Here is a 12,770-nt window from a genome sequence, read left to right as displayed (position 1 = left end):
GACCTGCGCGGCGGCGCACGGTCTCCGCCGCGGCCGCGTCCAGCAACGCGGCCGCGGCCCCCGGCCCGCGCTCGCCGCCCGATGGCGTACGCCGGTCCGTACCCAGCAGCGCCGAGGTGACCAGCCCCTCCCAGACACCGGCCCCGGACGCCGAGGAGGGCACGGCGGAGGGTCCCGGCGGCCCGCCCGCCGCCGACTGACCACCGGCCCCCGCCTCCGGGACGGCCGCCTCGGTGGTGGCGGAAGCCGCGGGGCCGACGGGCGGCGGCGGAGCTGAATCGCAGCCGGGCACGGAGCCGGGCTCGGAGCCGGGTGCGGGACCGGGTCCAGGGTCGGGTGCGGGACCGGCATCAGTGGTGGCGGTCGTCCGGGCGGCAGTACCGGGTGTGGTGTCCGCTGCCGTATCAGGACCGGCGTCCGTGGCGGTCTCGGGTTCGGCGCGGGGGCCGGTGTCCGTCTGGGCGGCCGCGGGGGCCGCGGCCGCGTCGGCCCGCGGGGAACCGGTGGGGGCAACGTGCGGCCACGGCGCGGTGGTCGCCGTCGATGTGGTCGTTGTCGTTGTCGGGGGTGTGAGCGTGGGCATGGGCGTGGGAATGGGTGTCCTGGTGATGTCGTTCCCCTCCGGTTCCGATCCCATGGGGCGGGTCAGCACAGCGGCACCGCCGTACCCGGTCCGGCCGGCCAGGCCGTCAGCGGTGTGAAGCCGCGGTGGCCGCACTCGCCGAAGACCGTGACGGGCGCACCGCCCGACAGCGCGACCAGCCGCCACAGACCCGGTTGGTTCCCGGTGGTCCGGGCGAGCGGCAGCGCCGAGTCCCCGTCGGCGTCCGCCAGTTGCCAGCCGTCGCCGTCCGGTACGGGGACGACCCGATCCAGGGCCACCGGCACCGACTCCAGCCACGGGTCGTCGCGGAGCGCCTCGCCGTACCGGACGGCCGCCCCCGACGTCGTCACCCCCCTCGGGCGGGTCCGCGTGGGCCCGGGCGGTGCGAACCTCCGGCCGAGGGCGACTCGCCGCCGGCCCGCGTCCGGATACGCGGAGACCTCCGCCTCCAGGGCCAGCCCCACCGGCAGCGTCAGCTCCGGTGACCGGCCCGCGGCGCCGTAAGAGAGGAGGAGCACCGTGCGGTCCGTCTCCGCGCCGTACAACCAGACGCGACGGGTCGTCAGCCGGGCGTCCACGGTGTCGTACTGGGCGAGGACCAGCCAGTGGTCCCGCACCGGCGGGCCGTCCGGGGAGGCGGGCAGACCCACGCGTGAACGGACCGTCGCCGCCAGGCCGTCCGGCAGCCGCTCGCGGTGCAGCCAGCCCCGGTCGAGCAGATGGAGCAGCGCGCACTCCTCGAGCAGCCGCACCGGCCAGCCGGGGCCCGACGCGGGTATGGCGCCCAGCTCCCGCACACGCGAGGCCAGTCCGGGCGCCTGGGCGTCGACCATGCGGGCCGCCGTCTCCTCCCACAACACGGGTCCCGTCTGCTCGGCACCGGCCAGCCCGGCGCGCAGGAGGTCCGCGAGCCGCTGCTCCAGCTCCGTCGCGCCCGCGGTGATCCGCTCGGCCCGCCGCTCCGCCCGGCGCCGTGCCGCCTCGGGATCAGCGGACGCGGCCACGGGGAGGGACGGACCCGCGTCCCCCGCCTCCGAGGGCTCGCGCCGTCCGGCGACCGGCCGGTGCGCCCCCTCCGGCGCCTTCCCCTCCGTCACCGCGCCCTCCCCGCCCGGCTCTTGCACAGCCCCGCACCGTCCCCTCGTCTCGTCGCCACTCCCCACCCCGGACCCGCTGCCGAGCCATGCCATCGAAGGTAGGTCCTCCCACTGACAATGGCCCGAACGAGAGCGTTTGCGCAGGTCAGAGTGATTGTCAGTGGCGTGGTGCACCGTGGATGACAGATCGGACCGGCCTAGCTGGAGGGGGAATCGGCCATGCCTGCATTCGTAGAACGGACGTCCGAGGCAGAGGCGCCGCGGCAGGTGCTGCGGCCGCACGCCGAGCACGCGTTCGCGGCCGAACTGTCCGTGCTGGCCGCGCTGGACGACCGTCCGCGTCCGGCCCGCTGGAAGCTGTCGCCGTGGGCCGTCGCCACCTACCTGCTCGGCGGCGCCCTGCCCGACGGCACGGTGATCACCCCGAAGTACGTGGGCCCACGCCGCATCGTCGAGGTCGCCGTCTCCACGCTCGCCACCGACCGCGCCCTGCTCCTGCTCGGTGTGCCCGGCACCGCCAAGACCTGGGTCTCCGAGCACCTCGCCGCGGCTGTCAGCGGCGACTCGACCCTGCTCGTGCAGGGGACGGCCGGCACCCCCGAGGAAGCGATCCGCTACGGCTGGAACTACGCGCAGCTCCTCGCCCACGGCCCCAGCCGGGACGCCCTGGTGCCCAGCCCCGTCATGCGGGCGATGACGGACGGTATGACCGTCCGGGTCGAGGAGTTGACCCGCATCCCGGCCGACGTGCAGGACACCCTGATCACGATCCTGTCGGAGAAGACCCTGCCGATACCGGAGCTCGGCCAGGAGGTGCAGGCGGTGCGCGGCTTCAACCTGATCGCCACCGCGAACGACCGCGACCGCGGGGTCAACGACCTGTCCAGCGCCCTGCGGCGTCGCTTCAACACGGTCGTGCTGCCACTGCCGGCGAGCGCCGAGGCCGAAGTCGACATCGTCACGCGCCGCGTGGACCAGATCGGCCGCTCCCTCGACCTGCCGTCGGCGCCCGACGGCACCGACGAGATCCGGCGTGTCGTCACCGTCTTCCGCGAGCTGCGGGACGGGCTGACGAGCGACGGTCGTACGAAGGTCAAGTCGCCCAGCGGCACGCTGTCCACGGCCGAGGCCATTTCCGTCGTCACCGGCGGCCTCGCGCTGTCCGCCCACTTCGGCGACGGGGTGCTGCGGCCCGGCGACATCGCCGCGGGCGTCCTCGGCGCGGTCGTCCGCGACCCGGCCACCGACCGTGTCGTCTGGCAGGAGTACCTGGAGACGGTCGTGCGCGAGCGGGACGGCTGGCAGGACTTCTACCGGGCCTGCCGGGAGGTGACCGCGTGAACGGCACGGAGATGCGGACGAGTCGAGGAGGGGCGAGTGCGGCGGTGACCGGGGCGACGGGGGGCGACGGCGACTCCAGCTGGACCCGCGGGCGAGGGGGACGGTGTGACGGGCACTGACCGGGCCGGGAGCGGCGGAGTCGGCGGGCCGGGCGGAGCCGGGGAGCCCGGTGGCCGACCGTTGCTGCTCGGCGTACGCCACCACGGGCCGGGGTCGGCCCGGGCGGTGCGAGCCGCGCTGGACGCGGTGCGCCCCGGGGTGGTGCTGGTCGAGGGGCCGCCGGAGGCCGACGCCCTGATCCCGCTCGCCGCCGACGAGGACATGCGGCCGCCGGTCGCGCTCCTCGCCCACGCGGTGGACGAGCCCGGCCGCTCGGCGTTCTGGCCGCTGGCCGAGTTCTCCCCGGAGTGGGTGGCCGTCCGCTGGGCCCTGGAACACGACGTTCCGGCCCGCTTCATCGACCTCCCGGCCACGCACACGCTGGCGTGGCGGGCGGCGGACGACCAAGCAGAGGGCCAAGCGGACGATCAAGCGGACGGCCAGGACCCGGGCGACCGGCCCGGCAACGCGCCCCCCGACGTGCGGGGCGACCCGCTCGCCGCCCTCGCCGCGGCCGCCGAACACGACGACCCCGAGCGCTGGTGGGAGGACGTGATCGAGCATCGGGGCCCAGGGGAGGGGGACGTGCTCGCACCGTTCACGGCGGTGGAGGAGGCCATGACGGCGCTGCGCGAGACCGACGGCTGCCGGGACGACCGTGAGGAGGGCGGCGGGCAGGGTGGCGAGTGGGGCGTCGCCGACGCGCGGGATCTCGTGCGGGAGGCCCATATGCGGCTCCAGGTCCGGGCGGCGCAGCGGGAGTTCGCCCAGGGGGTGGCTGTGGTCTGCGGGGCGTGGCATGTGCCCGCGCTGCGGCGCAAGACGACCGTCGCCGCCGACCGGGCCCTGGTGAAGGGGCTGCCCAGGATCAAGGTGGAGATGACCTGGGTGCCCTGGACCCATCGCAGACTGTCCCGGGCGGGTGGGTACGGGGCGGGCATCGAGTCGCCGGGCTGGTACGGGCACCTGTTCGCCGCGGTCGACCGGCCCGTCGAGCGATGGCTGACCAAGGTGGCCGGACTGCTGCGGGAGCAGGACAGGATCGTCTCCCCGGCCCACGTCATCGAGGCGGCACGGCTGGCCGAAACGCTCGCGGTGATCCGTGGGCGCCCGCTGCCCGGGCTGAGCGAGACGACGGAGGCGGTGCGGGCGGTGATGTGCGACGGCTCGGACGTGCCGCTGGCGCTGGTGCACGACCGTCTGGTGGTCGGGGACGTGCTGGGGGAGGTGCCGCCCGGGGCGCCCGCGGTGCCGTTGCAGCGGGACCTGACGCGGATTCAGCGGCGTTTGCGGCTCAGGCCCGAGCCGGCCGAGCGGGAGCTGGAACTGGACCTGCGCAAGGAGACCGACGCCGGCCGCAGCAGACTGCTGCACCGCCTGCGTCTGCTCGGCGTCGGCTGGGGCGAGCCGGCCGCCTCGCGCAGCACGGGCACGTTCCGGGAGACGTGGCGGCTGCGGTGGGAGCCGGAGCTGTCGGTGCGGGTCGCCGAGGCCGGGGTGTGGGGGACGACCGTGCTGTCCGCCGCGACCGCCAGGGCCGAGGCGGACGCCGTCACCGCGCAGGGCCTCGCCGAGGTCACCGCACTCGCCGAACGCTGCCTGCTGGCCGAACTACCGGACGCGCTCTCGCCGGTGATGCGGATACTCGCCGACCGGGCCGCGCTCGACACGGACGTCGGCCACCTCGCCCAGGCGCTGCCCGCTCTCGTCCGCTCGCTGCGCTACGGCGATGTGCGCGGCACGGACACCGGGGCCCTGGCCGAGGTCGCCGCGGGGCTCGCCGAGCGCGTCTTCGTCGGCCTGCCCGCGGCCTGCGCCGCACTGGACGCCGACGCGGCCGAGGAGATGCGCGGGCACGTGGACGCCGTGCACACCGCCGTGGGCCTGCTCGGCGACGCCCCCGCGCCGGGCCGCGGCGACCTGGGGCCCCGCTGGCGGGCCGTCCTGCGGACCCTCTCCGCGCGGGACGCCGTGCCCGGCATCGTCCGCGGCCGTGCCGTGCGGCTCCTGCTGGACGACGGCGAGCTGGCACCGGACGAGGCGGCGCGGCTCATGGGCCTGGTGCTGTCCCCGGGGACGCCGCCGGCGGACGCGGCGGCCTGGATCGAGGGCTTCGTCGGCGGCGGCTCGGGCGGCGGCATGCTCCTGCTGCACGACGACCGGCTGCTGGCCCTGGTCGACGCCTGGCTGACCGGCGTACCGGCGGACGCGTTCACGGACGTGCTGCCCCTGCTGCGCCGCACCTTCTCCGCCTTCGAGCCGGGAGTGCGCCGCGGGCTCGGCGAGCTGGTCAGGCGCGGACCGGAGGCACGGAGAAGTGTGACGACGGCCGGGTCCGGCATACCGGGCTTCGCGCCCGGCCTCGACACCGAGCGGGCCGACGCGGTGCTGCCGGTGGTCCGGCAGCTGCTGGGCCGGGACCCGGCACCGGACGCCAATGACCTTATGGGGGCGGACACATGACTGGACGTCTGACCGAGCACCAGACCGGACCCATGGCCGAACCCATGGCCGGACCCACGGCCGGTCACCGGATCGGACCCACGGCCGGGCGCCTGGCCGGGCACCCGGCGGGACGGATGTCGGCGACCGAGCCGGACGGGGCCGACGCGGCACAGGAGCGGCTGCGGCGGTGGCGCCTCGTGCTCGGCGGCGACCCGGCCGACGGCACCGGCCACGCGCTCTCCGGACGGGACGCCGCGATGGACGGAGCGCTCACCTCGCTCTACGGAAAGGGGGACGCCCCGCGGGCGGGGCGGGACCGTACGGCGGGACTCGGGGCGTCCGCACCGGCCGTGGCCCGCTGGCTGGGCGACGTCCGGACCTACTTCCCCTCCTCCGTCGTCCAGGTCATGCAGCGGGACGCGATCGACCGGCTCGGGCTCGCCACCCTCCTGCTGGAGCCGGAGATGCTTGAGGCCGTGCAGGCCGACGTGCACCTCGTCGGCACCCTGCTGTCCCTGACCAAGGCGATGCCGGACACGACGAAGGAGACGGCGCGGGCCGTCGTGCGCAAGGTCGTCGACGACCTGGAGAAGCGACTCGCCACCCGCACCCGTGCCACCCTGACCGGCGCGCTGGACCGCAGCGCCCGCACCGGCCGGCCCCGCCACCACGACATCGACTGGAACCGCACCATCGCGGCCAACCTCAAGCACTATGTGCCGGAGCACCGCACGGTCGTCCCGGAGCGGCTCGTCGGCTACGGGCGGGCCTCCCGTTCGGTGAAGAAGGAGGTCGTCCTCTGCCTCGACCAGTCCGGGTCGATGGCGGCGTCCGTCGTGTACGCGTCCGTGTTCGGCGCGGTGCTGGCGTCCATGCGCTCGATCGACACCCGGCTCGTCGTCTTCGACACGGCGGTCGTCGACCTCACCGACCAGCTCGACGACCCGGTCGACGTGCTCTTCGGCACGCGACTGGGCGGCGGCACGGACATCAACCGCGCGCTGGCGTACTGCCAGTCGCGGATCACCCGGCCCGCGGAGACGGTGGTCGTGCTGATCAGCGACCTGTACGAGGGCGGCATACGCGACGAGATGCTCAAGCGGGTCGCGGCGATGCAGGCGGCCGGGGTGCGGTTCGTGACGCTGCTGGCCCTGTCCGACGAGGGGACGCCCTCGTACGACCGGGAACACGCGGCGGCCCTCGCGGCGCTCGGCGCACCGGCCTTCGCCTGCACGCCCGACCTCTTCCCGGAGGTGATGGCGGCCGCGATCGAGAGGCGGCCCCTGCCGATACCGGATGCCGGGTGACGATGTGGCGATCCGAGGTGACCCGTTTCCCGCGGGCAAAACGGATATGACGGCCCATCGGCACGACCGGGCTTGCGCAACCTCCGGACCTACGTGCGAGGATCGCGCGGCGTGTCGATGTGTTGTTCGATGCGCGGCCCGTCCCGCCGCACGGGAGGAACCTCCCCTTCTTGATCTGGTCAGCAGCCCTGCCCGGTGCCGCTCTGCGCGTTCTGCGCACGGCGGCCGGGCGGCGTGCGCTGCACCTGGCTCTGCTGGTGGGCGGGTTGGTCGTCCTCGGGCTGCTCTGCGGAGGGCGGGCACAGGCGGCCGACGAAGGGCCGGGGACCCTGGAGGACGCGGTCGGCCGGGTCCTCGACGTCTCCGCGCAACCCCGGAGCCCGCTGGGCACCGGATCCGTCCAGGACACCGAAGCGGTGCCGGAGCCGGGCTCCGGCGCGTTGCTCCCGGACCTCCGTCCCGTCACCGAGGGCGTCGTCCAGGTCGTGCGGGACCGGCTCGTGCGACCCGTGGGTGACGCGGTGGAGACGGTGACCGAGGCAGTCGCGCTCCCCGGTTCCTCCGCTCCCTCCGGTCCGTCCGGCGCGACAGGTCCGTCGGACCCCTCGGACCCCTCGGACCCGGCCGACGTGCCGGACCTCACCGATCCAACGGAACTGACCGATGTGCCGGGCCCGACCGACCTGAGTGACCTTTCCGGTCGTTCACGGTCGGCCGTCCCGGATCCGCAGGCCGAGTCCCCGCCGGTGACGGCGGACGCCGCCGGTACCGCGGCCCCTGCCGATGCCGCCGACGCCCGAGTCGTCGAGGGCGCCGGAAGCCCGGCACCTGTCGTCGGATACGGGCCGCAGCCCGGCGCGGGACCGGCGTCCGACACGCACCCCCGCACTCACCGGGCCGGGGCCGCGCACACCGTGTACGCCCCCGCCCGCCCCGCGCCTACCGGCGACCCCACCGGCGACCCCGACGGAGCGCTCGGCAGCGCGTCCGGTGCCGACCAGGGCACGCCGCGCCACGCGGACACCCACGCGGTCGCCCCGCAGCACCGGTTCACGTTCCTCCGACTCCTCCCCGGCGCCCCCGAGCGGGCCGACGCGGCCGGGGTCCGCGAGTCGTACCGGGACATCCCCGTCTCCCCTGCCTAGAACGGCCGGCGCCCCTGCCGCGCACCGCCATCAGCCGCCACAGCCGCCCACACTGCCGTCCACCGCGCCGCCACAGCCGCCGCGGCAGCCACAGGCGTCACAGCCGCCGCAGTCGCCGCAGCCGCACTGGGGCCAGCACAGCCGCCGCATGCGCCGGGCCGCGCCGGGCCGAGAGGTCTGCTCACCGCCCGAACGCCCCCGCGTCCGGCTGCCACGGCCGGGCGCACCGTCCCGGCGCACCGGACACCCCCAGCGGGCCCCACCCGGCCCCATCCGGCTCCCAGCCGGAGTCCCGCGCACGGCACCGGGCAGGGCGGCGTCCCGTGGCCCTGGCGCGCGCGGCAGGCACGGACTCCGCGGGGCGGCAGGCCCCGGACGGCCGAAAGCCGTCGGCCTCCGGCCGGCCGAAACCCCGCGGTCCGGGCTGGTCGGTCCCCATTGGGGTGGGGACCGACCAGCCCTCACCCCGGCGAACCGCACCCGTGCGGCCGCCGGGGCGCCCACGGGCCTCACCGGGTCAACCCCAGCCCGGTGAGGCCCTTCACCCCTGCGCGGAGCCCCCGGCGTCCGGCTCACATCCGGCACCGGGTGCCAGTGAGCACGGCATCATGTGACAGGCATCACCGCTCAGGTGTGACCCACGATTTAGAGACCCCCCGCAAGCGGCGATAACCTGCGAGACGGACATGCCGCGCGCTCGGACACCGTGTGCGCCCCCCTTGTGACTCACAGCGGACGTCACGTTGCCCTCGCGGCACGCCCACGCATCCAACGAACCGCGAGATCACTGATAGGGACGGAAGCGCGTGGACCTGTTCGAGTACCAGGCGAGGGACCTCTTCGCCAAGCACGATGTACCGGTGCTGGCCGGTGAAGTCATCGACACGCCTGAGGCGGCGCGCGAGATCACTGAGCGTCTGGGCGGCAAGTCCGTCGTCAAGGCGCAGGTGAAGGTCGGTGGTCGTGGCAAGGCCGGTGGCGTGAAGCTGGCGGCCTCCGCGTACGAGGCCGTCGCCCGCGCGACGGACATCCTCGGCATGGACATCAAGGGCCACACGGTCCACAAGGTGATGATCGCCGAGACCGCCCCCGAGATCGTCGAGGAGTACTACGTCTCCTTCCTCCTCGACCGTGCCAACCGCACCTTCCTCTCCATCGCCTCCGTCGAGGGCGGCGTGGAGATCGAGGAGGTGGCGGCCACCCGTCCGGAGGCCGTCGCCAAGACCCCGATCGACGCGATCGACGGTGTGACGCCCGAGAAGGCGCGCGAGATCGTCGAGGCCGCGAAGTTCCCGGCCGAGGTCGCCGACAAGGTCGCCGACATCCTGGTCAAGCTGTGGGACACCTTCATCAAGGAGGACGCCCTCCTGGTCGAGGTCAACCCGCTGGCCAAGGTCGTCTCCGGCGACGTCATCGCCCTCGACGGCAAGGTGTCGCTGGACGACAACGCCGAGTTCCGCCACCCCGACTTCGAGGCCCTCCACGACAAGGCCGCGGCCAACCCGCTCGAGGCCGCCGCCAAGGAGAAGAACCTCAACTACGTCAAGCTCGACGGCGAGGTCGGCATCATCGGCAACGGCGCGGGTCTCGTCATGAGCACCCTGGACGTCGTCGCGTACGCCGGTGAGGCGCACGGCAACGTCAAGCCCGCCAACTTCCTGGACATCGGTGGCGGTGCCTCCGCCCAGGTCATGGCGAACGGCCTGGAGATCATCCTCGGCGACCCGGACGTCCGCTCCGTGTTCGTCAACGTCTTCGGCGGCATCACCGCCTGCGACGAGGTCGCCAACGGCATCGTCCAGGCGCTGAAGCTCCTGGAGGACCGCGGCGAGAAGGTCGAGAAGCCCCTCGTCGTCCGTCTCGACGGCAACAACGCCGAGCTGGGCCGCAAGATCCTCACCGACGCCAACCACCCGCTGGTCCAGCGCGTCGACACCATGGACGGCGCGGCCGACAAGGCCGCCGAGCTGGCTCACGCCGCCGCCAAGTAAGCACTCAGGACGAGGACACCAACACACCATGGCTATCTGGCTCAACAAGGACAGCAAGGTCATCGTCCAGGGCATGACCGGCGCCACCGGCATGAAGCACACCAAGCTCATGCTGGGTGACGGCACCGAGGTCGTGGGCGGCGTGAACCCGCGCAAGGCGGGCACCACCGTGGACTTCGACGGCACCGAGGTACCGGTCTTCGGCACCGTCAAGGAGGCCATCGAGAAGACCGGCGCCAACGTCTCCGTCATCTTCGTGCCGGAGAAGTTCACCAAGGACGCCGTCGTCGAGGCCATCGACGCCGAGATCCCGCTGGCCGTCGTGATCACCGAGGGCATCGCCGTGCACGACTCGGCCGCCTTCTGGTCGTACGCCGGCAAGAAGGGCAACAAGACCCGCATCATCGGCCCGAACTGCCCCGGCATCATCACGCCGGGCCAGTCCAACGTCGGCATCATCCCGGGCGACATCACCAAGCCGGGCCGCATCGGCCTGGTCTCGAAGTCCGGCACGCTGACGTACCAGATGATGTACGAGCTGCGTGACATCGGCTTCTCGACCGCCGTCGGCATCGGTGGCGACCCGATCATCGGCACCACGCACATCGACGCGCTCGCCGCGTTCGAGGCCGACCCCGAGACCGACCTGATCGTCATGATCGGCGAGATCGGCGGCGACGCCGAGGAGCGTGCGGCGGAGTACATCTCGAAGAACGTGACCAAGCCGGTCGTCGGCTACGTCGCGGGCTTCACCGCGCCCGAGGGCAAGACCATGGGCCACGCCGGCGCCATCGTCTCCGGTTCGTCCGGCACCGCCCAGGCGAAGAAGGAGGCCCTGGAGGCCGCCGGCGTCAAGGTCGGCAAGACGCCGACCGAGACGGCGAAGCTCGCCCGCGCCATCCTGGCCGGCTGACACCGCCTCGCGCGCAGGCCGAGCGCCTGTTCCACACCGAGTGGCCCGCCCCCTGTCCACAGGGGGCGGGCCACTCGGCGTTTCTTCGGGCCGGGCCACGTCATTCGAGCCTCGGGCTCAGCCGTTCCGGCCCGTCCTGCAACTGGTCCCGCAGCTTCTGCCGCAGCTCCAGCTCCTCGTCCGACAGCGACCCCGGGGCCACCCGCTGCGGCACGCCGCGCACCGCCTGCCCGGGGGACACGGGCGGTTCGTAGTGCGTGGGCGCCGTGCGCACGGTCAGGGCCGTGGTCCCGATGAGGGCGACCGTGAAGGCGATCGCGGCCCGGGTCCAGAACCGCGCCCGGCGTTCGCCGCCCCTGCGCACGGCCGGCGGCTCGGCCGCCCGCAGCCGCTCGTTCGACGCCAGCTCGGCCAGCCTCCGGTGCAGCACCTGCGGATCGGCCAGCGCGGGCAGCCGGCCGGCGACGGCCTCGCGGGCGTGCAGCAGCCGGTTCGCCGCCGCCGGGGTGCTCGCCTCCGTCTCCGCCGCCGTCTCGGGCAGATCCAGGCCCACACCGTCGTACAGCACGAGCGTGCGGCGGTGCCGCGGGGGGAGCCTGAGCAGCGTGTTCAGCAGGGTGCGGTCGCCGGGGTCGGCGGGCGGCGGCTCCGGGTGCCGGTGGCGCGGGCGGAATCGCTGCCAGGGCGAGAGCGCGTACTCGTACGCCGTCGCCCGTACCCAGCCCACCGGGTCGCGGTCGCGGGCCACCTCCGGCCAGCGCTCCCAGGCGGCCTGGAAGGCCCGCTCCACCGACTCGCGCGCCTGCTCGCGCCGGCCGGTCAGCAGGAAGGTCTGCCGGACCAGCGCGGGGGCGCTGAACGCGTAGAGCGCGTCGAAAGCCTGAGCGGGTGTCAGCGCGGCGGGCTCGGACTTCGGCCTCGCTGCCGCTGCCGATGCCGCTGTTGCTGTCGCTGTCGCTGCCGATGCCGATTCGGGTTCGGGTACTGGTTCCGGTGCGGATGTCTCTTTGTCTTCCTGTTCCTGTTCCTCTTCCCGTTCCCGCTCCTGCTTCGCCAGCCGTGCCGCCTCTTCCTCGGCCAGCGTCTTCAGCAACTTCGCGTACGCCTCCCGCTTCCGGCCTCGCGGAGTCGTGCGGCCGCTCTCCCACGCACGGACCGTGCCGGGGGTGACACCCACCCGTGTGGCGAGCTGAGTCTGTGTCAGTGCGGCGGTCTCCCGCAGGCGTCGGCGTGCCTTGGGGGGCGGGAGTGGGGTGGCGGGGCTGCGCGTCACAAGGCACCTCTTCGTACGAAAAAGTACATAAACATATATTGAGCGACACAACGGAGCTTCGCCCGTTACGCCGGGAAAGCGCGTGTCGTTGGGAGCATGGCGGGCGTGATCCAGACGACCGCTCGTCCCGCCCCGCTCTCCCTGCTGCGCGCCCGGTGGCGGGACCGGTCTCCCGGGCTGGCCGCCGGGCTCCTCGGCGGCGTGGTCGCGGCGGTGCTCGGGCTGGCGGCGTGCGCCGCGCTCGTGACGCTGCTGTGGATCAGTTCGCCGTACCCCGACAGCGGGCCCGGGGGCGCCCTCCACGTCGCCGCCGCGCTGTGGGTGCTGGCGCACGGGGCCGAACTGGTGCGTGCCGACACGCTCTCCGGCACGCCCGCGCCCGTCGGTGTCACCCCGTTGCTCTTCCTCCTCCTGCCGGTGTGGTTGCTGCACCGCGCCGCCCGGGACGCCACGGACCCCGGGGACGGTGTGGGCGTGGCCGTGGGCGCGGCTCCCAAGGCGGGAGCCGGGGCGCGCCCGGCGTGGCTGGCGGGCGCCCCGGACGCCGGGCCGCCG

Annotated in this window: 9 protein-coding genes and 1 pseudogene; 8 read left to right on the top strand and 2 right to left on the bottom strand. The window is 74.2% G+C overall.

All coding sequences use genetic code 11. The features are described 5' to 3' along the window. Nucleotides 1-200: pseudogene (locus BZZ08_RS39130) on the top strand (Tm-1-like ATP-binding domain-containing protein); the annotation flags it as partial. Nucleotides 201-645: 445 nt separating this feature from the next. On the opposite strand, the gene BZZ08_RS36985 reads toward BZZ08_RS39130, so the two are convergent. Beyond that, entirely contained in the window at nucleotides 646-1,794 is a 1,149-nt protein-coding gene (locus BZZ08_RS36985; protein WP_446750294.1) for a hypothetical protein, read from the bottom strand. A 126-nt stretch (nucleotides 1,795-1,920) separates the two neighbouring features. On the opposite strand from BZZ08_RS36985, the gene BZZ08_RS36980 reads away from it, so the two are divergent. The 6 genes from BZZ08_RS36980 (at nucleotide 1,921) to sucD (ending at nucleotide 10,942) form a co-directional block, all read left to right on the top strand. After that, nucleotides 1,921-3,042 (top strand): ATP-binding protein, encoded by a 1,122-nt coding sequence (locus BZZ08_RS36980; RefSeq protein WP_104636535.1) that lies wholly within the window; start codon nucleotides 1,921-1,923, stop codon nucleotides 3,040-3,042. Between the two features lie 105 nt (nucleotides 3,043-3,147). Further along, nucleotides 3,148-5,604, top strand: coding sequence for a DUF5682 family protein (locus BZZ08_RS36975; RefSeq protein WP_104636534.1), 2,457 nt, complete (start codon nucleotides 3,148-3,150; stop codon nucleotides 5,602-5,604). A gap of 116 nt (nucleotides 5,605-5,720) precedes the next feature. Beyond that, entirely contained in the window at nucleotides 5,721-6,893 is a 1,173-nt protein-coding gene (locus tag BZZ08_RS36970) for a VWA domain-containing protein (protein WP_104636537.1), read from the top strand. Between the two features lie 170 nt (nucleotides 6,894-7,063). Then, nucleotides 7,064-8,038 (top strand): hypothetical protein, encoded by a 975-nt coding sequence (locus tag BZZ08_RS36965; RefSeq protein ID WP_104636533.1) that lies wholly within the window; start codon nucleotides 7,064-7,066, stop codon nucleotides 8,036-8,038. Nucleotides 8,039-8,844: 806 nt separating this feature from the next. Beyond that, complete coding sequence (gene sucC, locus BZZ08_RS36955) at nucleotides 8,845-10,029, top strand: ADP-forming succinate--CoA ligase subunit beta (RefSeq protein WP_104636532.1); 1,185 nt, start codon at nucleotides 8,845-8,847, stop codon at nucleotides 10,027-10,029. A 28-nt stretch (nucleotides 10,030-10,057) separates the two neighbouring features. After that, nucleotides 10,058-10,942 (top strand): succinate--CoA ligase subunit alpha, encoded by an 885-nt coding sequence (gene sucD, locus BZZ08_RS36950; RefSeq protein ID WP_030145560.1) that lies wholly within the window; start codon nucleotides 10,058-10,060, stop codon nucleotides 10,940-10,942. A gap of 100 nt (nucleotides 10,943-11,042) precedes the next feature. On the opposite strand, the gene BZZ08_RS36945 is transcribed toward sucD, so the two are convergent. After that, nucleotides 11,043-12,215 (bottom strand): helix-turn-helix domain-containing protein, encoded by a 1,173-nt coding sequence (locus BZZ08_RS36945; RefSeq protein WP_198601918.1) that lies wholly within the window; start codon nucleotides 12,213-12,215, stop codon nucleotides 11,043-11,045. 96 nt (nucleotides 12,216-12,311) lie between these two features. On the opposite strand from BZZ08_RS36945, the gene BZZ08_RS36940 reads away from it, so the two are divergent. Beyond that, nucleotides 12,312-12,770 (top strand): cell division protein PerM (locus tag BZZ08_RS36940; protein ID WP_241965655.1); only part of this gene is annotated, 459 nt, incomplete at its 3' end.

This window comes from Streptomyces sp. MH60 (assembly GCF_002939385.1).
Lineage (GTDB): Bacteria > Actinomycetota > Actinomycetes > Streptomycetales > Streptomycetaceae > Streptomyces.
This window is presented reverse-complemented; position numbering and strand designations above follow the sequence as displayed.